We start from the raw sequence: 22,223 nt of genomic DNA, 5'->3' as shown, positions 1-22,223 counted from the left end.
CCTTTTTTATTTAATGCGGATGTCTTTGATGCGCAGCTGCAGCGTAATTACTCCCCGGTAGATGTTCTCCTCCACCGTATAGCACACATCAAACGGAATACCCTTGGATATTGCCTTGTAGTAATCGCCAAGGCCAAAGCCAATGGCGTCGATGCTGGTAAAGCCGTCCTGGGTCAGGCGCAGCTTCAGGTGCGAATCACCGACCACACGTACGCTGCCGGTGTCGTACACGCACTCCGACACAAACACCGGGCGCATGTTACCGGGGCCAAACGGCTCCATCTGCCGAATGATGTTGTAAAAGTTGCGCGTAATCTGCTTTAGGTTGATGGGAGCGTCAATCTCGATCTGGGGAATCTTCTGCTCCTCTGTAATGGTATCCGTCACCACCCGCTCAAAGCGCTCTATAAAGGCCGGCACGTTCTCTACAGGCAGCGTAAGGCCTGCGGCATACATATGCCCCCCAAACTGCTCCAGCAGGTCTGAGCAGCTCTCTATGGCGCTGTGCACGTTAAAGCCGTGCACCGACCTGGCCGAGCCGGATGCCTTGCCGTTAGACTGCGTCAGGATAATCGTGGGCCGGTAGTAGTGCTCGATGCAGCGCGACGCCACAATACCAATCACGCCCTTGTGCCAGGTTTCCTTGAACAGCACCGTGGAGTTGGCAGTACGCAGAAACTCGTCCTGCTCAATCATCTGCAGGGCCTCTTTGGTGATGTTGGTGTCCTTGCTGCGGCGCTCTTTGTTAGACTCGTTAATGATATCGGCCATTTTAAAGGCCTCCTCCTTCGTCTGGGCCAGCAGCATGCGCACAGAGTTCTTGGCATCCCCCATACGGCCAGCGGCATTGATACGTGGCGCAAAGCCGAACACAATGCTGGTGATATCCATTTCGCTGCGGATGTCGGCCAGCTCCTTTAGGGCATCTAGGCCTGGGCGCATCGGCTGCGGCCCGTTTAGGTGCTGCAGTCCGAAATAGGCCAGGATGCGGTTCTCGCCGGTGATGGGCACAATATCGGCCGCGATGCTTACCACGAGCAGGTCCAGCAGCTTGTAGGCCTCTTCCTGCTCAATGTTATTCTGTATACAGAAAGCCTGCAGCAGTTTGAAACCCACCCCACAGCCCGAGAGCTCTTTGTACGGGTAAGGGCAGTCAACGCGCTTGGGGTCCAGCACCGCCACTGCCTGTGGGATATCCTCGTCCGGCAGGTGGTGGTCGCAGATAATGAAATCGATGCCCTTCTCCGAGGCGTAGGCCACCTTATCGGCAGACTTTATGCCGCAGTCAAGGCTTATAATCAACGTGAACCCGTTTTCTGCAGCCCAGTCTATGCCCTGGCTCGACACGCCATAGCCTTCTTTGTACCTGTCCGGGATGTAGAAGTCAATGTTGGAAGTATAGTTGCGCAGGAAGCCGTACATCAACGCGACGGAGGTGGTGCCGTCCACATCGTAATCGCCATAAACCAGAATCTTCTCGTTGCTGTGCAGCGCGTTGTTCAGGCGGTTTACGGCCTGGTCCATGTCCTTCATCAGGAAGGGGTCGTGCAGGTCCTGCAGGGAGGGGCGGAAAAAGTGCTTGGCTTCGTCGAAAGTGCAGATGCCGCGCTGGCAAAGGATAGAGGCCAGTGTAGAACTAATTTTCAGCTGCTCTGCAAGCTGCTGCACCACCTCCACCGGTGCCTCCTGGCTAATTACCCACCTTTTCTCCATAAACTTACTGCACTATACTTGTTCTCCCGCAAAGGTAGCTAAATTAACATGATTTCGGGTAGCGGCCTCTTTCCGGGCGCGCACGCTTTGCGGTTATTTTCGTACTTTTGCCTGGTATAACAGGAACAGCAGTGAAACGATTCAGACAGTTTTTTGAAAAGTATAAGAATTATTCGCTGGACCTCATTATGTATGGGTTCTTCATCGTTTTCTTACTTATACTCTTTATCTTTTTTGGCTAGGCCGGCCTAGTTGAGCGCGTCTCCGCGCAGCTTCCGGAAGCGCTTGCGGGCCTCTGCCGCGTAGATGCTGCCCTGGTGCTTTACCAGCAGGTCGTTATAAAGCTGCTGTGCTTTCTCCTTCTCCTTCAGGTTCTCCTCATAAATATAGGCCATACGGTACAGGGCGTCGTCGCTCAGGATGTCGTATTGCGGGTTGCCTACTATTTGCTGCAGGTTCTCGACGGCTTTGCCAAACTCCCCCCTCCGTTCATAAATGGAGGCTTTTTGGAAGTAGATCTCGTCCGTCAGGCTATGGCCGGGGTATTTCTGCAACATGACGTCCAGCGCGGTTAGCGCTTCCTGCATTTTATTCTGGAAGATGAGCAGGTCAATGGCGGCGTACTCTTCCATCGCTACCGTGGAGGTGTCGAGGCCGGTGTTATCGGTGATGAGCAGGCTCAGGTCCATGGCGTCGTTGGCGATCTCACGGCTGGTGGCCAGCTTCAGGATGTCCAGGTGAGCCTGGGCCAACTCAAAATCACCCTTATAGTAGCTTAAGCGGGCATTGCGCAGCTTCGCCTCATGCCCGATCGGCGTTTCCTTCTGTGACTTCTCTACCTGCGAGTACAGCAGCGTGCTTTCCCAGGGCTCCCCCTTCAGCAGGTAAATATCGCCAAGCGTCAGCTTGCTGTCGGCCACCAGGGCCGGGTCAGCGCGGGGCATGCTGATGGCCTCCTGTAGCAGCGCAATGGCTTTCTCCTTATCATCCAGGTAAAAGGCGTAGAGGCCGGCCATGTGCTGTAGCACCTCCACCGTCTCGGGTCTCCGGCCCACCTCGTTCAGCAGCGCTTCGTAGTCAGCGATCAGCGCCTGGATTTTCGCCTGGCTCACCGGAAAGGTATTCTGCACCTGTGCCTCCCGCGCATTTATCAAGCGTTGCCGTGCCGGCAGGTAGTACGGTCCCTCCGGATACTCCTCCACAATGTACTGAAAGGCCTCGATGGCTCCCTGGTAATCATCGTTCTTCAGGCTGATGGCCCCCAGATCCATCACACGGGTGCCGCCGCTACGGGTGCGTTTGTCCACCGCGCGCGCCTGCATGAGGGCACTGTAGAAGTCCTTGCGCTGAATGTAGAGCCAGATGAGCATTTCGTTGTAGGCAAGCTTATCGGGGTTCTGCTGCACCCGCAGGATCAGCTCATTCTCCAGCAGGTCGAAGTTCTTTTCCTCCTGCAGGCTGTTCTGCAGCCTGCTTTGCACGTAGCCCAACTCGCTCTCGTTCTCCTGCAGCAGGTTCAGCACCTCGGGTATCAGCTTATCTGTTTTCTGCCGGTAGGCGTACAGCGCAATCAGGGGGCGGGTATAGGCCGCTTGGTCGTTGCTGAGCTGGCGCCCGCGTTGGTACGTCTTTTCAGCATAGTCGAACAGGTCGTGCTGCATAAACACGTTCGCTACCGCGATCACCGCTTCCGGGCTTATATTCTCCAGTAGCCTGTCAAACTGCTTTTCGGCGGCCGCCTTATCGCCGCTCGCCTGGTACACCAGCCCCAGGTCTACTTCGTAGCCCGGGTTGCCGGGGTAGCGCTTCATCGTCTTCCGTACCAGCTTCTCGGCCTCTTTGTAGTCGCGCCGGGCCAGCAGGGTCTTCAGGTAATCCGGGTACACCACGTGGAACAGCCGCTGGTCGTTGATCAGCTTTGCATACAGCGCCTCGGCCTTGGCGTAATCACCCTGGCTGAAATACTCCCGCGCCAGCTCCAGGTCCTGTTGCTGCGCCTGTGCCGCCGGAACCGCAAACAGCACCAGCAGGGAGAGCAGTAAGCTATAAAGTATCTTCATCCGCATAGTTCTCTAACAACGACAGGCCCACCATCTTTTGTGTGCCTTACCTCTTAACTATCAATATACTGATTCAGTTTGTTTTTGGGGGTGATTTATACTTTGGCCATAAAAAAAGAGCCACTCTTTGCAGGAGCGGCTCTTTTTGCGACAGCGCGTGTGGACTAGAAGAATCGCACGCGGTTATCTGTAATGTCAGACTTTTCTTTGATAGCCTCGAAAGCGTTGCTCTCTGCACGGCCGGAGCGCGTCATGCGCATCTGCTCCTTCACGTTAGAGAAGTCGTTGATCTCCGGTGCCGGGGTCATGTTGGTCAGCTCCACGATCATCACTCCGCCCTGGCCTTCGAATGGGGCTGTGCGGCCTCCTTGCTTCAGGCCAAAGGCTTTACCTACTGCCACTGGCTCTACACCCAAACCTGGGATGGCGGCAGAAGCGAAAGTTACGTTGTCAGCAGACTTCACCATGGCATCCGGACCGTAAGCCGCGGCAATCTGATCCAGCGATCCTTTCTGGCCGTTCAGCTTCTCCATGATCTGCTTCGCCTTCAGTTCGCTGCGCACAGCGGCAGTCAGCTCATCTTTAACGTCTTTGATGTCGGCATAGCCTTTCTCACGCTTGCCAGTCAGGGTGGCTACCACAAACTGGTCGTTGATCTCGTACACTGGCGACACATCGCCCACCTCGCTATCTTTTGCATAGGTCCAGCGCACCAGCTCACGTGCGTTTGCCAAGTTGTTTACCAGCACCTGGTTTTTACCGATGTTGGCAGACTCCTCTTTCACCAGGCTCTTATTTTGCGCTACATTCTCGCGGAACTCCTCCGTGCTGCTGCTTGTACCGGCCAGCTCGTCGGCGATGGCATAGGCGGCATCACGTGTGGTTTCGCTTGGCTCAATGGTGCGTACCACAGAAGCCACTTTGTAGGTGTTGTTCGTCTTTGGCTCGGTTACCTTCACAATGTGGTAGCCGTACTCTGTCTCTACCAGGTTGGGCAGCAGGCCTGTACCGTTAGAGTTGAAGATAGCCTTCTCGAAAGCAGGCACCATCTGGCCTTCCGGGAACCAGCCCAGGTCGCCACCGCGGGAAGCAGTGCCGTCTGTGCCATACTGTGCCGCCATCTGGGCAAAGTCAGCGCCGCCCTTGATCTGGTTCAGCACGTCCTGCGCTTTTTCCTTAGCAGCAGCTTTTGCCTCTGGCGTGTCGTTTTCCGGGCGGATCAGGATATGGCTTGCTCTGGCCGCGCTCTTATCAGCCTCTTTGGCATCTATCACCTTGAACAGTGCCACAGAGCCGTTGTTGTTGTACGGCCCGTATACCTTGCCCTCCTGCAGCGGCAACTGCTTGCGCAGCTCCTCCGGCAGTTCGCCCGGTGTGCGGTAGGTGCCGTCATAGGCCACATCAGAGTTCGCATTCACAAACGCAGAGTCGTTTGGTGCGCTGGCAAACTGCTGTGTGATGGTGGCGATTTCTTCGTTATAGTATGTGCTGTCTTCCTTAGAGGCTGCTACCGGAATGGTCACGAACTCGATCGTGCGGCCATCCTCTACCTTATACAGCTCTTTGTTGCGCTCGTAGTAATCCTTCAGCTGGGCGTCTGTAACCTCTACCGCAGAGTCGGAGATAGTGAAGAACGGCACGTACAGCACCTTCATGCTTGCAGCGGCGTTCTGCGCCTTGTAGTAGTTCTTCGCCTCGGCATCTGTGATGTAGACAGTTTTGCTCAGCAGGTTGGCATACTTGCCCTGCAGGCGGTCTGCGGCGATGCTCTGCTCGAAGTTCACCCACATCGGACGCGTGCCGGTCTGGTCCAGGTTCTGCAGGTACTGCACCACCTGGCTGCGGTCAAACTCCCCTGTCTGTGGGTTTGTGAATGCCTGCATTACGGCCGGGTGAATATTATTACCCTGCACCATGTCGGCCAGCTCTTCGTCTGTTACCTCCAGGCCCAGGCGGTCATACTCCTTCTGTAGGGCAATCTTAAAGATCAGCTGGTTCCAGGCCTGCTCACGCAGCATCGCCAGTTCACCTTCGTTGGCGGCGCGGCCTATGCGGTTCTCGTAGTCTGCCTTTACTTGCTGCAGCACAGCGTCAAACTCCTGATAGTCGATTTCTTCGCCGGCTATCTCGCCTACTACGTTCGCATCGTTACCCAGCAGCCTTGAGTTTGGCCCAAGCAGGTCACCGCCTACTATGAAGACACCAAGGCCTAAGGCAATAACGCCCACAGCCCAACCAGACTTCTCTCTAATCTTGTTAATTAATGCCATTCTTTATTTAACTTATAAAAGGATTGTGCAAAATAAGGTTAATCAGGCTAAAATTCAAAATTTTTATCCCTTCGTTTAGCTTTTGGCATCTGCCTGAAAATCTGCGTTTTTTAGCAGCTTCACAGCGTCGATGCGGTTCTCGTCCATCGTCAGGACAGTGATGGTGAAGGGAGGCACCTCTACTTTATCGCCCGGCGTCGGTATTTCCCCTATTTCTGAAAAGATCAGCCCTCCCAGCGTTTCGTAATCGCCCTCGGGCAGGCCCAGTTCATACTTTTCGTTCAGGTAGTCTATCTCATGGCGGGCGCTCAGAATGTAAAGCCCCTTCTCCGGGATAATCTGCTCCAGCAGCTGGTCGTTTACATCGTACTCATCCTGTATCTCCCCAAAAATCTCCTCTATCACATCCTCTACAGTAACTATGCCAGAGGTGCCGCCAAATTCGTCCACCACCACGGCCACGCTGCGGTGCTCCGACACAAACTTCACAAACAGCTCACTGGCCAGCATACTCTCCGGCACCATACTAACCGGCGACAGGATCTCTTTTATACTTTGCGGCTGCTTAAACATGGCCAGCTGATGGCAGTACCCGATGATGTTATCGATGCTATCCTCGTAAACCAGGATTTTGGAGTGGCCCGTACTGATAAACGCCTCCCGCAGCTCCTCCACCGAGCTCTCCACATCCACGGCCTCCACCTCGGTGCGGGGCACCATGCACTCGCGCACCTTCACGGTCTTGAACTCCAGCGCGTTGTGGAAGATCTGCGGGTCTACCTCCGGGGCGTGCTCCTGCTCCGGGTGGTAGAGGCGGTTTTTGATGAACGCATTAAGGTCTGTAAAGCCGAACACTGGCTTCTCCTCCGAAAACTCGATCTTGAACACCTTCTCTGCCATCCATTTGCTCAGGCCCACGATCAGGTACACCACCGGCCACAGCAGGTAGTACATCAGCAGGATAGGCACGGCCAGCACCTGCAGCATTTTGTTGGGGTTGATGGCAAAGAGGCTACGCGGCAGGAACTCCGCTGTAAGCAGCACGACCACCGAGGCAACGGAGATCTGCAGCACCAGGATCAGGAGGTTGAACTGCAGCGGCTCGGGCAGGTAGAGCGTGAGCAGCTGGTGAAGCACCCCCGCGATGGCGAAGCCGTAGAGCACCAGGGCCAGCGTGTTGCCGATCAGGGCGGTGCCCAGCAAGCGGGCCGGGCGCTGCAGCAGGTGCCACAGGATACGGCCAGAAAGCACGCCGTTTTTATCGCTCAGCTCGATCTGAATCTTGTTTGCGGCCATAAACGCCATCTCAATGCCTGAGAAAAAGGCCGAGAACAGCAACGCAACGAGCAGCAGTATGATCTGACTGGGGTCTATCATGTTAAATCAGGCACAGCAGTTTTCTAGGCGCTGTCTTTCTTCTTGGTGTAGCGGTAGAGCATATAGAAGACAAAGCCGACCATAAAGAGCCAGTAGTTGCCCAGCACGTCATCCTCTACAATGCTGCGGTGCACACCAATGACCATGGCCACGAAAGCCAGCGACAGCAGAATCATGTAAACAAGCCTTCGGTTCATTGCTCGTTGAAGTTAAACTTACCCGTTACTTTTTTGATGGAGTACCTGGACATGTCCTGGTTGGCCGTGAGGCCCGTTCCGGTGAGCACCTCTTCCGGCGTGGTGATCCTGACGAACTTATCGGTGAAGATCTTGGCTTTGCTCCTGTCCCAGAAGAGCTCCTCCGTCTCCAGCTTTTCCTGCTTTTTCAGGTTGTTCACCACCACGTTGCCCCGGGCGGTGTACATGTTCTTGTTCGGCTCCTGCTTGCCGTAGTTCCCGCGCAGGGTAGACTCCAGCTTTCCGTTGTCGTCGTAGAACTCCACGTAGAAGCCTTTCGGAAACACGCCCTCGCCCCCCTCGAACTCCTGCTGCACAGGGGCCTGCAGCTTGATCATCAGCCTGGCTGAGTCGCTGTAGAGCGTTGTCACGTCATGGTTCTCTATCGTAGGGCCAGTGTAACGCTCTTCCTCGTCAGGGTTTTTGATATCCCGTTCGCACCCGAGGCTAAACACTGCCGTTAGCACCAGGGTTAGCCCGGCTATCCATCCGTTTCTCATGCGCATCTTAAACTGCGGTTTCTGTGAAGTTAGCAATTTTTGTGCTAATTGTTTCCGGCCTGCGGCATGGCAGGCATGTACCATAAAAAAAGCCGCTCCAAGAACGGCTTTTCACATTTAGCTATACTTGTTCTATTCTATTCGCCGCTTCAGGAACCAGCGGCTGTTCACGGTGAAGCCCAGACCAAACTGGAAGTAATTTTCCTTGATCAGGCCCTGGTCCGTGGTGCCGCGCTGCCCATAGCCGAGCGATATGTTTAACAAATATAAATCATAGATAGTGCCACGGCCGATTGGCAGCGTAAAGCCTGTCGTCACACCCATGTCTTTTATATCCTCCCCGTTGAGGTGATACTGCGTGTCGTTGTAGTAGAGGCCGCCACGGTAGGTAATGCGCTTGAAGTAACTGTCGATGGCGTTGGCGTTCGGGGTGTACTCTGCCCCCAGGGCCACTTTGTAGCTATCCTGCAGGTTATCATTGCTGCCGTCCAGGCCTTTGAACTTAGACCACTCATAGGTGGTAAAGTCTGCCGCGACAGTAAGGTTGTTCCCGTTGTCGAGGCTGATGCCGGCACGCCAGTTGGCCGGCAGGTGAATGGAACCGTTGATGGTGTCTTCATCGGCGATTATGTTCCATGGCGTCGCATTGGCATCGCGGCGCTCGTAGCTTACGTCTCGCTCGGCATCCAGGTCGGTGGCAAAGCTGTAGACACCGCCTGCGCTCATGAACAGCTTGTCTTTCAGCTTGCGCCTGTAGTTAGCGCCTGCCCGGAAGAGGAAGTCGTTGAAGGAGGTGCGGTCCACGCGGATAACATTGATATAGTCGGTTCCAGCCTGCTCCGGGTCCACCACTTTGCTGGAGGTTTCCAGCACGGTGTTACCGAACACGTACGAAGCGCTACCGCCAACGGTAAAGCCGTCGAACAGCTTGAAGCCGTGTGCAAAGTACGCCTCTGACAAGCCCCCGTCGCCCACATAGGAGCGTTTTATACTTGCCAGCGGGTTGCCTTCCACCTCAGAAGAGGCGTTAATCTCGTAATTGACTGTTGAGTACGGGCGCAGGCCCACCGCAGAACTCCAGCGCTTGGAGATCGGCACCACCAGCGACAGGTTGTACAGGTTACCGTTACCGTCCAGCTGCGAGGCATCGGCGCTCTCCACGTTCTTAATCTGCCCGGCACCGCTCATATCAAAGTTGGTGATGCTGTTGTAGTACAGCAAAGCCGGGTTTGCCGTATTAGGCTGGTAGCTGTTGCCGGCACTGATCCCTGCTCCTGCCATACCCGCCCCACGTATGCTGCCGTAGTTCTCGTTGATCTCCCCTATCCCATAGCGGGAGTAAGGCGTATTGCCGATAAGCTGCGCCTGTGTTGTGTGCGCCAGGCATAGCGCTGCGAAGCCTACCAGTACTCGGAGTGTCTTATACATTATGTGTCAATATTCTGTGAAGCCCGATCAAGACCAATTCAGGAATTACAAAGATGCGTCCTTTTAAGTTACTTTCAAAAAATCCTGCATCGCCTCCGCAAAGTATAACCACCAAATCCGGGGCTTTTTCGGCGTAAGATTGGATCAGCCCGTTGAGTTCGGCCACACTTCCGGCCAATACGCCGCTCTGGATGGATTCCTGCGTAGTTTGCCCGGTCAGCGGAAAATTTTCATCAATTTGCTGTACTAACGGCAGGCGCTGGGTAAAAGTATGCAACGCCCTGAATTTCATCTGCAGGCCTGGGGCGATGCCGCCGCCGTGGTACCGGCCCTGCGCATCCACGAAGTCGTGCGTCACGCAGGTGCCTGCGTCAAACACCAGGCAGTTGCGGCCCGGGAACAGGTAACTTGCCCCCACGGCGGCGGCAACCCTGTCGGCGCCGAGCGTCTGCGGCGTTTTGTAGAGGTTTAAAACAGGTAAGGCTGCCTGTGGGGTAAGCTCCAATAGCTTACCTGTCACAGACAGCCTCTCCTTTATACTTTGTGCGTTGGCGGCCACCGAGGCAACTATGGCATGGTCAAAAGTTTGGTTTAGCAGGGCCGGCGGCAGCGTTTCCTGCCCCTCAAAATACCCTTGCTTCACTATGGCTCCCCCTTCGAAGAGGCCGTACTTTGTGCCGGTGTTCCCGATGTCGATGGCGACGTTGCGCATGTGCTTACATGAAGTATTTCAGCTGGATCACTTCTTTTTCGGTCAGGTAGCGCCACTCTCCGCGCGGCACGTCCTTCTTCGTTAGTCCGGCGTACTGCACGCGGTCCAGAGATACCACGTCATACCCCAGGTGCTCGAAAATACGGCGCACAATGCGGTTACGGCCAATGTGGATCTCCAGCCCCAGGAACTTGTTAGACTCACCCAGGATGGCCACATCGTCTACCTCGGCTTTGCCGTCTTCCAGCTCCACGCCTTCCGCTACTTTAACATAGTCGGCTTTGGTGATTGGCTTGTCCAGCTCTACCTGGTAAATCTTCTTGATATTGTTGGATGGGTGCGTCAGCTTCTGCGCCACCTCGCCGTCGTTGGTGAACAGCAGCAGGCCTGTGGTGTTGCGGTCCAGGCGGCCCACCGGGAAGATGCGCTCTTTAGAGGCATTCGCCACCAGGCTCATCACCGTTTTGCGGCCCTCCGGGTCATCCGTCGTAGTCAGGAAGTCCTTTGGCTTGTTCAGCAGCACGTACACCATCTTCTCGCGGCTCAGGAGCTTTTTGCCGTAGTACACGTTATCGGTAGGCTGCACCTTGTAGCCCATCTCGGTTATTACCTCGCCGTTTACCTTGATCTCTCCCGACTCAATCAGCACATCCGCCTCGCGACGAGAGCACACGCCCGCATTCGCAATGTAGCGGTTCAGGCGAACGGTACCGTCACTTTCCTCTTCGCGGTTGCTCTTTTTGATGCGCGGGTTATCCTTGTAGCGGCTCAGGTTGTAGTTTGGCGTCTTCGGCTCTTCCTCGTTACCACGGAAGCGGTCGCCGGAGCGGCCTTTGGCGCCGAAACTCTTGCCTCCTCGTTCGCCCCTGTCTTCTCTGAACCCACGCTTCTCGCCAAACGAAGGCTTGCCCTCGCGGCTAAAGCGGCGGTCATTGTCGCCGCCTCTGCGGTCGTCACGACGGTCGGAGCCATAGCTGCGGCGGTCGCCATCCTCGCGTCTCGGGCGGTCGCTGCTGAAAGAACGGCGGTCGCCACCCTCTCTCCTATCGCCTCCGAAAGAGCGCCTTTCGCCGCCTTCGCGCTCACCGCCACGGCGGTCATCACGTCTGTCAGCGCCGAAGCTTCTTCTGTCGTTGTCGCGTCTTTCCGGCCTGTCTGTGTTGAAGGAACGACGCTCTCCACGCTCTCCACCCTCTCTTCTGTCGCCTCCGAAAGAACGGCGCTCGCCGCCTTCGCGTCTATCGTTGCCGTAGCTGCGACGCTCTCCACCTTCTCTCCTGTCGGAGTTGAAGGAGCGGCGCTCACCGCCTTCTCTTCTTTCAGCTCTGTCGCCGCCATACGAGCGTCTCTCGCCACCTTCGCGGCGATCAGAGTTGAATGAGCGACGGTCTCCGCCTTCGCGTCTGTCGCTGTTGAAAGGCTTGCGGTCGTTATCTCTTCTATTATCCCTATCTCCGAAAGAGCGGCGCTCACGGCCTTCTCCCCCTTCTGCAGGTCTTTCGTACTTGTCTCTTCTGTTAAAGATTTTTTTGCCTTCGCGGTCGTTGCTTGGCCTATCAGAGCGGTCTCTGTCAGCACCTCTTCTGCCTGTGCCCGCGTTATCGCGATCAGGCCTTTCATTAAATTTTGCCATTGCTATGTAGTTATCGATGCAGTATCGCTACTGTACCTTGGTTGTGCAGTAATAATGGATTTGGTAAAACTATAGTTCAATCCCGATCGGGTGTGTAAACTAGTCGGCAGACTCGCCAATGGTGTTCTCTTCGGTAACGAAGTCTTTTAGTTGCGGAAGGTCTTTGAGATGGTTAATGCCGAAGTAGTCCATAAACTTCTGCGATGTGCCGTAGAGCACAGGGCGCCCGATGGTATCGGCCTTGCCTTTTATTTCGATCAGCTCTTTCTCGAGCAGTTTGTGTACGGCATAGTCGCAGCCCACGCCACGGATCTGCTCCATCTGGCTGCGGGTTACCGGCTGTTTGTAGGCAATAATTGCCAGCGTCTCCAATGCAGACGCTGACAATTTTTTCTTTGACTTGTGCTTCAGGTAAGTACTTACCGTATCCTGGTACTCCGGCTTGGTCAGGAACTGGTAACCGCCCCCGATCGCGTAGATCTGGAAGGCAAAGCCCTGCGCTACCAACTGTTCGTTTATCGCCTCTACGGCCTCCAGCACGTCACTCACCAGGATCTCCTCCATTCCGAGCGACTCCTGAAGGCAGCGCTGGATTTCCTCTATACTGATTGGCGACTGGGCACAGAAAACGAGTGCCTGAATATGGTTTTGCAGAATATCCAAGGGGTAAAAGTACTAATCGTTACGCTGAAGTTTTGCTTCGATGGAGTGCTGTGTATGCGGCACGGCACGCAATCTCTCTTTTGGGATAAGTTTGCCTGTTACGATGCAAACGCCGTAGGTTCCGTTTTTAATGCGGATCTGAGCATTCTCTAGCTGCTGGATGAACTTCATCTGGCGTGAAGCCAGCTGGTTCAAGCTTTCCTTCTCGGCAGTGTCCGCACCATCTTCCAGCATTTTGGATTGAGAGGCTGTGTTATCGGTGCCGGAGTCGTTGCGGCGGCTCAGGGTTTCTTTGATAAAAGCTACCTCTTTACGCGCATTCGTCAACTTCTCCTGGATGATCTCTTCGAACTCAGCAAGCTCCTCTTTGGAATAACGCTGTTTTTCTTCGTTTGTATTCATTACACTGTATTAGAACTGTCTGTCTTATAGTTTTAACCTCTTGTCCGGGGATTCAACTCTTTTAGACCAAAAAGGGTCTCAGCGGCATAACATCAGACAAACCTATATAGTTTAATCCGGTTTTGCACTTTAAAAATCTCGACTCAATACCTCCATTTAAAAGGCATAAAGGCTAATTTTGCTGCAAAAATAAGAGTATTCTTAATACTTTACTATCTGTGGCTATTATTTAACAATTTTTTATCCGAGATAATTACCTCATATTCTGGTTTTAGCGTTTCAGGCTTTCTGGAACAATAGTTGCAGATGTGCCGCTACGGCCAAACCCGTTACTCCTTATTTATACTTTAAGTTCCGTGTATGAACAGACTCACTTTACTTCTCTCCACCGTACTTGCCTTAACGGCCTCCACCGCCTTTGCACAGGTGCGCCGGCAAGCCCCGGCCCCCCGGCGGGCCGTAATCAAGGCGAACGTGCTAAGCCCCTTCGTGCTCACGGCCTCGGGCTTTGTGGAGTATGCCTTTGCCCCGCAGGTAAGCGCGCAGTTCGGCGCCTTTACAACAGGGGCCTCTTATAAGGATGTTTCGTTTGAAGGCTATGGCTTTACACCGGAAGTGCGGTATTACCTGTCTGACACTAAGCAGGCCCCTAACGGCTTTTACGTGGCAGGCTACGGCCGTATCCTGAACTATAAGCTGACTGTAGACGACGAGGAAGAGGGGAAAACCTACAAAGCGACCTATTCGCCTGTAGGGGCCGGCGTGGCAGCCGGTAACCAGTGGATCTTTAACAGCGGCATTTCCCTGGACTTGTTCCTGGGCGTAGGCGTGAACGGCGGCAGCCTTAAGGTTAACTCCGGCACCGAAGATGACTTTGACCTCGGCTTCCTGAACCTGGTGGGGAGCGGTGTGAGGTTCAGGCCCGGCTTAACGGTCGGCTACAGCTTTTAAGACAGGCCGACCGATACGAAAAGCGCCCGCTTCAGCTTCTGAAGCGGGCGCTTTTTTATTTTACCGTAGCGGCACGGGTTTAGCTTGTGCCGCTGGCCTTTATGCAACAGGCATAAAAGACGGTAGCTACAAGGGCCCCGCCTTTTGCGCAAAGCCTTAGAAGCTGAGCATGCCAATGGCGGCAGCGGCAGCCTCTACGCCTTTGTTTCCGTGCTTGCCTCCCGCCCTGTCCAGCGCCTGCTCCAGGTTGTTGGTGGTTACCAAGCCGAAAGACACCGGCTTGTTGAACTTCAGTGAAACGTTGGTCAGGCCGTTGGCCACGGCGTGGTTGATGTAGTCATCGTGCTTGGTGTCGCCTTTGATCACAACGCCGATGCAGATCACCGCGTCAATCTCCTCCTGCAGGGCCAGGAACTGCGCCCCCAGCGTCAGCTCAAAGCTGCCCGGCACAGAGTTGATGAAGATGTTCTCCTTCTTGGCGCCGTGCTTGAGCAGCGTGTCCACGGCTCCCTGGCACAAGACGTTTGTAATATCGTCGTGCCACTCTGCCACCACAATGCCAAAGGTTTTCTCCGAGATGTCTGTAAACTTGCTCTGGCTGTACTCGCTCAGGTTCTTTAATGATGTAGCCATACTTTCTATCGTTGATCGTTACTCGTTATGCGTGTTTCGCGGCAGGCAATGCTTACGCTGCCTCTGCCGCCTGCCTGCGCTCCGGCGGGCAGAGTGCCAATAAAAAAGCGCTCCTGCCTGGAGGCAAAAGCGCTTTGTACATACAGGCCTGGGCCCGCTTATTCAGCTTGGTTGCCACCTGCCAGCATTTCGGCACGGGCTTTATACTTCTTAGCATCAGAAACCTCTGCAGAGGCCACATAGTCTGTGATGATCTTGTCATACATTTCAGCGGCAGAGGCAAAGTTGTTCTCCGCTTCGTAGGCAATACCGGCCTTCATCAGGTACTGCGGCGAGAAGAACGGGTTCGCGTTATGGTTCGCAGCTTTCACGTACATGTCGGCGGCCTCTTTGTTTTTACCTTGCTCCAGCAGCGCATCACCGGTCAGGCTGTAGGCGCGTGACTGCAGCAGGTAATCGTCAGACTCAAACTCCTGCAGGCGATCCACCGCCTCGGCATACTGCCCTTGCTTTAGCAGCGCTACGCCGGCATAGAAGTTAGCCAGGTTACCGGCATCCGTTCCGCTGTACTCGTCCGCCACCTCCAGCAGGCCAGGGTTCTGGCCATCGCCGTTCAGTGCTTTGCTCAGGGAGTCGGCCTCAAAGTAGTACACGGCCTGGAACATAGCGTTCTGCGCCTCTACATTTTGCGTGCTGCGGTAGTTATAATACAGGAAGGCTCCCACAACAACAGCAGCGATGGCGATAAACACACCGAGAAGCTTTGATTTGTTCTTCTTCACAAAGTCCTCTGAGTACGCCAGGCGGTCCGCCAGTGCATCAGGGTTCTCAACCAGCTCCTCAAACTCGTTGTGTTTCTTTACTGTTTCTTTTGCCATCAGTAGTAATAGGTTAGAAATTCAAAATTAGGAATCAAAGGTAATTAGAAACAACACTTACAGATTCCGAACATCTAATTTATAATTTTTAATTCCTAATTTTTGATTAAAATCTAAATTAGTCCATAATAAATGGATAGTCGCTCTCCACGTAAATATCCGTGTACAGCTCCTCCGGCTCTGGGTACGGAGACTCCTCGGCAAACTTAACCGACTCCGCCACCTGCTGCTTCACCTTCTCATCAATCTGGTCCAGTTCTTCCTCTGTAGCCCAGCCATTCTTCAGGATGGTCGCTTTTACAGACTCAATAGAGTCGCGCCCTTTGTAGTCTTCCAGTTCTTCCTTGGTTCTGTACTTGGCAGGGTCGGACATGGAGTGGCCTTTGTAGCGGTAAGTTCTGAACTCGAGCAGCGTTGGGCCTTCGCCAGCGCGGGCGCGCTCAGCGGCTCTTGCTACGGACTCGTGTACATTTTCAACCTCCATGGCATCAACCGGCTCAGAAGGAATGTCGTAACTTTCGCCCAGCTGGTACAGCTCTACCACGTTAGAGGTACGCTGCACGGAAGTACCCATGGCGTAACCGTTGTTCTCGATCACAAAGATAACAGGCAGCTTCCAGGTCATGGCCATGTTCAGGGCCTCGTGGAAAGCACCCTGGCGCGTTGCACCATCGCCCATGTAGCAGATGCATACTTTGCCGGTGTTATTATACTTCTCAGCAAAGGCGATACCTGCGCCAAGCGGCACCTGCGCGCCCACAATACCGTGGCCGCCCATAAAGCCTACTTCCTTATCGAAGATGTGCATAGAGCCACCCTTGCCCTTAGAGCAGCCGGTAGCCTTGGCAAAGAGCTCCGCCATGATAGCGTTAGGGCTTGTGCCCAGGGCCAGCGGGTGTGCGTGGTCGCGGTAAGCGGTGATCCACTTGTCGCCTTTCTCCAAAGCAGAAGCTGCTCCGGCGGCACATGCCTCCTGGCCGATGTACAAGTGGCAGAAACCTTTGATTTTCTGCTGCCCGTACAGCTGCCCGGACTTCTCCTCGAAGCGGCGCATGAGCTTCATCGACTCATACCACCACATATATGTTTCCTTTGAAAACTTTGGCTCAGCCTGTACCTTTGCTTTCGCCGACTTCGCTTTTGCCTTATCTTTCGTATCAGCCATGAGTAATAGTCTATGCGTTTTTAAGATGTCCGTTTATATGGAGCGGCATTTAACCGCCTCGTGCTGCGGCATATAGAAGCCACAAACGGTTTAGCATGCGAAATTAAGGAAAAAGATATCAAAGTAGAAATTAAATGCTCCTCGAAAATATCAGTTTGCTGTTTTTCAAAAACTATGAAGAAGCTGCGCTCAGCTTCTCGGAGCATATCAACTGCTTTATCGGCGACAACGGCAGCGGCAAAACAAACCTGCTCGACGCCATCCATTACCTCTCCATGACCAAAAGCGCCTTCCCCGGCACCGATGCCCAAAGTATAAAGCAGGGCGAGGATTTCTTTATGGTGAAGGGGCGCTTTGAGGTGGGCGACGCCAAACACACCGTGCAGGTAAGCCTGAAGCAGGGGCAGAAAAAGACCGTGACGCACAACAAGTCGCCCTACGATAAAATCAGCGACCACATCGGCCGCTTTCCGGTGGTGCTTATCTCCCCCTACGACACCGACCTGATACGCGAGGGTAGCGAGGAGCGCCGCAAGTACTTCGACAGCCTGATCTCGCAGCTCGACCACGTGTACCTGGAGCAGCTCATCCAGTACAACTACATCCTGAAACAGCGCAACTCCCTGCTCAAGCAGTTTGCCGAGCGCCACTATTTTGACCGCGATTACCTGCAGATCCTAAACGAGCAGCTGGTGCCCTTCGGCCAGCAGCTGGTGCAGGCGCGGCAGCGCTTTCTGCAGGAGTTCGTGCCCATTTTCCAGAAGCACTACCACCACATTTCCGATAGCCACGAGGAGGTAACGCTTACTTACAAAAGCCAGCTGGAAGGCCACGACTTTGCCTACAAACTGCAGCAGGCCGAACGGAAAGACACAGCCCTGCAGCGCACCACGGTAGGCCCGCACAAAGACGACTTCGTTTTTTTGATGGACGGTAACCCCGTGAAGAGCTTCGGCTCGCAGGGGCAGCAGAAGAGTTATGTGATCGCCCTAAAGCTGGCGCACTTTGAGGTAATGGACCAGCGGCAGCACCACAAGCCCCTGCTCCTGCTCGACGATATTTTCGACCGCCTGGACGAGAAGCGCATCACCAAACTCATGCAAATGGTGGCTGCCCACACCTTCGGCCAAATCTTCCTGACAGACACCCACCTGGAGCGCACCGACAAAATACTCGAAGGCCTCTCGGAAAGTATCCGTAGATTTGAGGTGAAGAAGGGGAAGGTTAAGGTGATTGGAAAGTCGTAGGTTGTTAGGCAACTTTGACTTTTTTCTAAAGCAATGTATCCCATCATGAACAACGAGGTAGAAGAGAGCTTAAAAAGGCTAGAGTCATTAGACAAAGTAGTGATTGAATCTGCAAAAGAGATGATTCATGATGAAAATATGTATCCTCTTGACTTATTAGCGAATGCTGTTCTTAACAGAACCTTATCAACTATAAGTGGTTTTGTTCTTCTCACAAGAGCTAACAACTTTAACTGTGCGGCACACTTGATAAGACTCCATCTAGATAATTTACTTAGATTCTCTGCAGCATGGATTGTAGATAACCCGCATGACTTCGCAATGAAGGTTTTAAGTGGGGAACAAATTAACCATCTGAAGGATTCGGCAGGTGCGAAAATGCATGATAGCTACCTTGTAAAGAAGTTATCTATTGATTACCCATGGGTTGAAAAGGTTTATAAAGAAACTTCTGGTTTTGTACATCTAAGCGATAAACATATTTTCAATTCAACGAGATTGAAGGATAAAGAGCAAAGGACTATAGCATTCTCAATCAGCAAGGAGGATCTCTTTGTTGATGATCAATTGAGACTTGAAGCTACAGAACTAATGATCGAAATTACTAACTGCATATGCCACTTCATTAGAAGCTGGACATGGACTAAAAAGCACCCACACAAATAGGTAATTTATTCTTTGACGCTGTTCTACACTATGCTATTTTTAAGGTTCATGAATTTATACTCCCATTCATCTTTCATAATTTCTAATTCATAATTACCCAACCCGTGCGCTACTACAAGAAGAAAGAGGAGATTGACAGACGCAAGGCCGATATCCAGCCGATTGGAGAGAGCCTGAAGGCGCTGATGCAGGCCTATCGCCTGGATGGCAAGCTGAGCGAGGTACAGCTGGTGCAAAACTGGGAGAAGATCATGGGCAAACCCATTGCCCTGAAAACGCAGCAGCTATACTTTAAGGACGGAAAGCTTTTTGTGAAACTAACGTCTGCCCCGCTTAAGCACGAGCTTAACATGTCTAAGAGCAAGGTGATCGATATCCTGAACACAGAGGCGGGACGTGACGTGGTGAAGGATGTTGTCTTCCTGTAGCAGCGCTGCCTGGCCCCATTCCGGAAATTTTTTCTTGCCGTAGCCCAATTTATACTATCCTTGTACATCCGCTGCAGGCAAAAGCCGTAAGCAACTGTTTTTCATAATGCTCCCAAAACTACGGGCAACAGAACATATAAATTTTAATATATTTATTTAATCATCCCCAAACATCCATCCAAACAGAATAACGAAAGACAACACTTCGAATTATGTTCATATAGTTGATTACTATACTTTTGCGGCGCATTTAAGGAATTACAATCACTCATCATGCGCCAGCTTTTAGTTACCCTCCTCGTTTGCCTCACCTCGTTTTCAGGATACACAAACAACATCAACGTCAGCAATGTGAACCTGAGCAATCAGAACACAGCCGACAAAACCACAACGGTTAGCTTTAACATCAGCTGGGACAACTCGTGGCGCCTGTCGGTGGGCCAGCAGAACTGGGACGCCGCCTGGGTATTTGTTAAGTACCAGCCAAGCGGAAGCCAGCAGTGGTACCACGCCAAGCTGAAAACCACCGGCCACACTGCCCCTACAGGCTCCAAGGTCGACACGCCTGCTGACGGAGCGGGTGCCTTTATTTACCGTTCTGCCGCTGGCTCAGGCACGTTCTCGCTGGCTGACGTGGGCCTGAAGTGGGATTACGCGGCCAACGGCCTCACCGACGGGGCCCTGGTTACAGTAAAGGTGTTTGCCGTGGAAATGGTGTACGTGCCGCAGGGGGCTTTTTTCGCCGGGGACTTCGGCACCTCCAACGGGGCGTTCAAGAAAGGATCGGCCAGCAACGACACGCGCCCCTGGGACATCACCAGTGAGGGAGCCATTTCTGTAACCACAGCCGCCTCCAACAGCTACTACTATACCCAGGGCACCTCCAGCTCCACGGCTTCCATGTGGGGCTTAGGAACAGGAAGCTCCTTCACAATTCCAGCGGCTTTCCCAAAAGGCTTCAGCGCTTTCTACAGCATGAAGTATGAGGTATCTGAGGGGCAGTGGGTTGATTTCTTCAACACGCTGACCACACCGCAGAAAAACACGCTGGATATTACAGCCACCGGAACAACAAACAAGGCCTCTGACGGAGTTGTAAACCGCAACACCATCAGCTGGACAGGAGGAGATGCCACCACACAGGCTCCAAACCGCGCCTGTAGCTTTTTAAGCTGGATAGATGCCGCCGCTTACGCAGACTGGGCCGGGCTACGGCCGATGACAGAGCTAGAGTATGAAAAAGCGGCGCGCGGTAACATGGGCGCCATTGGCGGAGAGTATGCCTGGGGCAACGGGGACTACATCCTGCCAGTAACAGCGGTTGCTAATGACGGCACCGCAGAGGAAGCAAGCAATACGCTAAACGCAAACGCTAACTACGGCAACGGGGGCGTGCTGGGGCCTGTGCGTGTAGGCATGTTTGCCACCGCAACCTCTAACCGGCAGCAGGCAGGTGCCTCCTACTGGGGAATCATGGATTTGAGCGGCAACCTGTGGGAGCGGGTGGTGAGCGTGGGGTACGCGGCCGCACATCCTTTTGCAGGCACACACGGAGACGGGGAGCTAAGCGGTGACGGCTACGCAAACAACGCCGACTGGCCCGGTGCTACCGGAGCCACCAACGAGGTGAAAGGAGCCGCCGGTGCCGGGTTCCGCGGCGGTTCCTGGTCCTCTACCGCTGCCGCAACAGACCTGCGCGTGTCCGACAGGCGCTGGGCCACCTACAACTACGCCACCCGTGGCAACGACCACGGCTTCCGGGCTGTACGCACCGCTCCGGGCCTCTAGGCAATTGCGTTTCATCTAACTTTAAACCTCCTGCAACAGGTGCGTTTCCATCTGTACTTCCTTTACACGCTGCTACTTACCTGCCTATCCGGTGCCGCTATAGCACAGGACGAACAGGAGTATACGCCCTACAAAGGCGGAAGCAGCCACGGAAGCGCCTCAGCACAGCTCTCCGCCCCAACGCTACTGTCCGGCGAGCCGGTGCCGCAGGTTTTGTACAACGGCGGGCAGTCCGACGGTTATACTTTATCAGCAACAAGCACACCTCTAACGTTTACCGGAGAGGCAACCGACGTTACTCTCTTCCAGGGAGGCAAGGCCGACGGAGCCGCCACGGCCAACTCCGTAAACCTGCAGCTTAACGGAGATACCCTGGTGCTGTCGCTGTTCTTCGGCGGAGGAAGCGATGGCTGGGCACAGGCAACGTTGCCAGGGTCGCGTGCTTTAGACGGAGCAAGCGTGGTGCTTACCCTTTTCCAGGGAGGTGAAGCCGACGGGGCAAGCGTCAGCGCCTCCCCAGACCAAACACTGGGCGGCGGCATTTTGGATCTAACGCTTTACCAGGGTGGCGGCTCAGACGGATGGGCCAGCGCGCAGCTGCCCGAAGAGCAGTCTTTAGAAGGAGAAAGATATGCCCCATCGCTCTTCGCCGGGGGCTCCTCCGATGGCTGGGCACACGGCCAGTCCGAAGACCAGGCGCTGGATGGGGAGCAGCAGGAACTGACGATGTACATGGGTGCCCGGGCTGACGGATGGGCAACGCTTACCTCCGCAAGCCAGTCGCTGAACGGAAGGCCGGAAGCGCTTGTACTGTTTATGGGAGGCAGTAGCGATGGTGCTGACATGGAAGAGACGATCAGGCTTATCCCCACGCCTGTGGAGCTTGCTTACTTTAAGGGGTTCCGAAAGTCGGATAGCCAGGTGGAGCTGCAGTGGACGACCGCTTCTGAGCACAACAACGCAGGCTTTGAAGTATGGCGCTCCGACGGGAATGGCCCCTGGCGGAAGATTGGATACAGGCAGGGCAAAGGAACAGTGTACACCCCCATCACCTACACGTACCCAGACACAAACTACCAGAGCACAATTACCTACTATAAGCTTAAGCAGCTGGACCACGACAGCACAGCCACTTACTCCAAAATAATTGCCGTGCCTGCAGCAGCACAGGCAAAGCGCCTGCCGCTGGTCTGGCCTATTCCTGCCCGCACCTTCCTGACCGTGCAGGCCACCGCTCCTGAGGCCGCCGCTAACCTTAAGCTCTTCACACCGAACGCGCAGCTCGTTCTGCAGAAAAGCTTTAAGGGTCAGTCTGAGGTCGACGTGCGCCACCTGGCGGCGGGTTTATACTTTCTGCACGTTTTAGAGCCAGGCGCACCCCCGGCCGTTATGAAGATACTTGTGGCAGAATAACTGTTTCTGTATCATGAGGCCGTAATTCTCCCGTATAGTTCTCTTAAACTATCTTTACAC

At 54.0% G+C, this 22,223-nt stretch carries 20 protein-coding genes; 6 read left to right on the top strand and 14 right to left on the bottom strand.

The annotated features are described in order from the left end of the window. Window positions 1-6: 6 nt before the first annotated feature. The 11 genes from recJ to CA264_RS17550 form a co-directional block, all read right to left on the bottom strand. Window positions 7-1,713, bottom strand: a complete 1,707-nt coding sequence (gene recJ / locus CA264_RS17595) for a single-stranded-DNA-specific exonuclease RecJ (RefSeq protein ID WP_025608709.1) — start codon at window positions 1,711-1,713, stop codon at window positions 7-9. Between the two features lie 248 nt (window positions 1,714-1,961). Beyond that, window positions 1,962-3,773, bottom strand: a complete 1,812-nt coding sequence (locus tag CA264_RS17590) for a tetratricopeptide repeat protein (protein WP_036777234.1) — start codon at window positions 3,771-3,773, stop codon at window positions 1,962-1,964. A 164-nt stretch (window positions 3,774-3,937) separates the two neighbouring features. Beyond that, window positions 3,938-6,043 (bottom strand): peptidylprolyl isomerase, encoded by a 2,106-nt coding sequence (locus CA264_RS17585; RefSeq protein ID WP_025608707.1) that lies wholly within the window; start codon window positions 6,041-6,043, stop codon window positions 3,938-3,940. 75 nt (window positions 6,044-6,118) lie between these two features. Further along, complete coding sequence (locus CA264_RS17580; protein ID WP_036777230.1) at window positions 6,119-7,420, bottom strand: hemolysin family protein; 1,302 nt, start codon at window positions 7,418-7,420, stop codon at window positions 6,119-6,121. 23 nt (window positions 7,421-7,443) lie between these two features. Beyond that, entirely contained in the window at window positions 7,444-7,617 is a 174-nt protein-coding gene (locus tag CA264_RS21945) for a hypothetical protein (protein ID WP_157593736.1), read from the bottom strand. After that, a complete protein-coding gene (gene lptC, locus CA264_RS17575; RefSeq protein ID WP_071784629.1) occupies window positions 7,614-8,156 on the bottom strand; it encodes an LPS export ABC transporter periplasmic protein LptC in 543 nt (180 codons plus the stop codon). Before lptC ends, CA264_RS21945 begins: the two co-directional genes overlap by 4 nt. Window positions 8,157-8,288: 132 nt before the next feature. Beyond that, window positions 8,289-9,584 (bottom strand): OmpP1/FadL family transporter, encoded by a 1,296-nt coding sequence (locus tag CA264_RS17570; protein WP_025608704.1) that lies wholly within the window; start codon window positions 9,582-9,584, stop codon window positions 8,289-8,291. After that, window positions 9,577-10,296: a type III pantothenate kinase gene (locus CA264_RS17565; protein ID WP_025608703.1), complete on the bottom strand. Its 720-nt coding sequence runs from the start codon at window positions 10,294-10,296 to the stop codon at window positions 9,577-9,579. The genes CA264_RS17570 and CA264_RS17565 overlap by 8 nt, the downstream gene beginning before the upstream one ends. Window positions 10,297-10,300: 4 nt before the next feature. Next, window positions 10,301-11,929 carry a pseudouridine synthase gene (locus tag CA264_RS17560; RefSeq protein WP_071784624.1) on the bottom strand — a complete coding sequence of 543 codons (1,629 nt, stop codon included), beginning with the start codon at window positions 11,927-11,929 and terminating at the stop codon, window positions 10,301-10,303. A gap of 99 nt (window positions 11,930-12,028) precedes the next feature. Further along, entirely contained in the window at window positions 12,029-12,592 is a 564-nt protein-coding gene (gene scpB, locus CA264_RS17555) for an SMC-Scp complex subunit ScpB (RefSeq protein ID WP_025608700.1), read from the bottom strand. A 12-nt stretch (window positions 12,593-12,604) separates the two neighbouring features. Further along, window positions 12,605-12,994: a TraR/DksA family transcriptional regulator gene (locus tag CA264_RS17550; protein ID WP_025608699.1), complete on the bottom strand. Its 390-nt coding sequence runs from the start codon at window positions 12,992-12,994 to the stop codon at window positions 12,605-12,607. Window positions 12,995-13,354: 360 nt separating this feature from the next. On the opposite strand from CA264_RS17550, the gene CA264_RS17545 reads away from it, so the two are divergent. Beyond that, entirely contained in the window at window positions 13,355-13,945 is a 591-nt protein-coding gene (locus tag CA264_RS17545; RefSeq protein ID WP_025608698.1) for a DUF3575 domain-containing protein, read from the top strand. A gap of 156 nt (window positions 13,946-14,101) precedes the next feature. Here CA264_RS17545 and ribH read toward each other — a convergent pair whose 3' ends face one another. The 3 genes from ribH to pdhA all read right to left on the bottom strand — a co-directional run bounded on the left by ribH (window position 14,102) and on the right by pdhA (window position 16,621). Beyond that, window positions 14,102-14,578: a 6,7-dimethyl-8-ribityllumazine synthase gene (gene ribH / locus CA264_RS17540; RefSeq protein WP_025608697.1), complete on the bottom strand. Its 477-nt coding sequence runs from the start codon at window positions 14,576-14,578 to the stop codon at window positions 14,102-14,104. A gap of 158 nt (window positions 14,579-14,736) precedes the next feature. After that, a complete protein-coding gene (locus CA264_RS17535; RefSeq protein ID WP_025608696.1) occupies window positions 14,737-15,456 on the bottom strand; it encodes a tetratricopeptide repeat protein in 720 nt (239 codons plus the stop codon). A 118-nt stretch (window positions 15,457-15,574) separates the two neighbouring features. Further along, window positions 15,575-16,621: a pyruvate dehydrogenase (acetyl-transferring) E1 component subunit alpha gene (gene pdhA, locus CA264_RS17530; protein ID WP_025608695.1), complete on the bottom strand. Its 1,047-nt coding sequence runs from the start codon at window positions 16,619-16,621 to the stop codon at window positions 15,575-15,577. Window positions 16,622-16,755: 134 nt separating this feature from the next. Here pdhA and recF point away from each other — a divergent pair, with 134 nt between their 5' ends. The 5 genes from recF to CA264_RS17505 all read left to right on the top strand — a co-directional run bounded on the left by recF (window position 16,756) and on the right by CA264_RS17505 (window position 22,163). Beyond that, window positions 16,756-17,868, top strand: coding sequence for a DNA replication/repair protein RecF (recF, locus tag CA264_RS17525; protein WP_025608694.1), 1,113 nt, complete (start codon window positions 16,756-16,758; stop codon window positions 17,866-17,868). A 45-nt stretch (window positions 17,869-17,913) separates the two neighbouring features. Next, a complete protein-coding gene (locus tag CA264_RS17520; protein ID WP_025608693.1) occupies window positions 17,914-18,534 on the top strand; it encodes a hypothetical protein in 621 nt (206 codons plus the stop codon). A 104-nt stretch (window positions 18,535-18,638) separates the two neighbouring features. Continuing rightward, complete coding sequence (locus CA264_RS17515; RefSeq protein ID WP_025608692.1) at window positions 18,639-18,962, top strand: DciA family protein; 324 nt, start codon at window positions 18,639-18,641, stop codon at window positions 18,960-18,962. Window positions 18,963-19,235: 273 nt separating this feature from the next. Then, window positions 19,236-20,750, top strand: a complete 1,515-nt coding sequence (locus CA264_RS17510; protein WP_025608691.1) for an SUMF1/EgtB/PvdO family nonheme iron enzyme — start codon at window positions 19,236-19,238, stop codon at window positions 20,748-20,750. A 39-nt stretch (window positions 20,751-20,789) separates the two neighbouring features. After that, window positions 20,790-22,163, top strand: a complete 1,374-nt coding sequence (locus CA264_RS17505; protein ID WP_025608690.1) for a T9SS type A sorting domain-containing protein — start codon at window positions 20,790-20,792, stop codon at window positions 22,161-22,163. Window positions 22,164-22,223 lie beyond the last annotated feature (60 nt).

The sequence above is a fragment of the Pontibacter actiniarum genome, assembly GCF_003585765.1.
GTDB lineage: Bacteria > Bacteroidota > Bacteroidia > Cytophagales > Hymenobacteraceae > Pontibacter > Pontibacter actiniarum.
This window is presented reverse-complemented; position numbering and strand designations above follow the sequence as displayed.

Bases quoted from the DNA above. Each gene is read 5' to 3' on its own strand.
- recJ (WP_025608709.1), bottom strand. From the start codon at position 1,713: ATGGAGAAAAGGTGGGTAATTAGCCAGGAGGCACCGGTGGAGGTGGTG.
- CA264_RS17590 (WP_036777234.1), bottom strand. From the start codon at position 3,773: ATGAAGATACTTTATAGCTTACTGCTCTCCCTGCTGGTGCTGTTTGCG.
- CA264_RS17585 (WP_025608707.1), bottom strand. From the start codon at position 6,043: ATGGCATTAATTAACAAGATTAGAGAGAAGTCTGGTTGGGCTGTGGGC.
- CA264_RS17580 (WP_036777230.1), bottom strand. From the start codon at position 7,420: ATGATAGACCCCAGTCAGATCATACTGCTGCTCGTTGCGTTGCTGTTC.
- CA264_RS21945 (WP_157593736.1), bottom strand. From the start codon at position 7,617: ATGAACCGAAGGCTTGTTTACATGATTCTGCTGTCGCTGGCTTTCGTG.
- lptC (WP_071784629.1), bottom strand. From the start codon at position 8,156: ATGAGAAACGGATGGATAGCCGGGCTAACCCTGGTGCTAACGGCAGTG.
- CA264_RS17570 (WP_025608704.1), bottom strand. From the start codon at position 9,584: ATGTATAAGACACTCCGAGTACTGGTAGGCTTCGCAGCGCTATGCCTG.
- CA264_RS17565 (WP_025608703.1), bottom strand. From the start codon at position 10,296: ATGCGCAACGTCGCCATCGACATCGGGAACACCGGCACAAAGTACGGC.
- CA264_RS17560 (WP_071784624.1), bottom strand. From the start codon at position 11,929: ATGGCAAAATTTAATGAAAGGCCTGATCGCGATAACGCGGGCACAGGC.
- CA264_RS17550 (WP_025608699.1), bottom strand. From the start codon at position 12,994: ATGAATACAAACGAAGAAAAACAGCGTTATTCCAAAGAGGAGCTTGCT.
- CA264_RS17545 (WP_025608698.1), top strand. From the start codon at position 13,355: ATGAACAGACTCACTTTACTTCTCTCCACCGTACTTGCCTTAACGGCC.
- ribH (WP_025608697.1), bottom strand. From the start codon at position 14,578: ATGGCTACATCATTAAAGAACCTGAGCGAGTACAGCCAGAGCAAGTTT.
- CA264_RS17535 (WP_025608696.1), bottom strand. From the start codon at position 15,456: ATGGCAAAAGAAACAGTAAAGAAACACAACGAGTTTGAGGAGCTGGTT.
- pdhA (WP_025608695.1), bottom strand. From the start codon at position 16,621: ATGGCTGATACGAAAGATAAGGCAAAAGCGAAGTCGGCGAAAGCAAAG.
- recF (WP_025608694.1), top strand. From the start codon at position 16,756: ATGCTCCTCGAAAATATCAGTTTGCTGTTTTTCAAAAACTATGAAGAA.
- CA264_RS17520 (WP_025608693.1), top strand. From the start codon at position 17,914: ATGAACAACGAGGTAGAAGAGAGCTTAAAAAGGCTAGAGTCATTAGAC.
- CA264_RS17510 (WP_025608691.1), top strand. From the start codon at position 19,236: ATGCGCCAGCTTTTAGTTACCCTCCTCGTTTGCCTCACCTCGTTTTCA.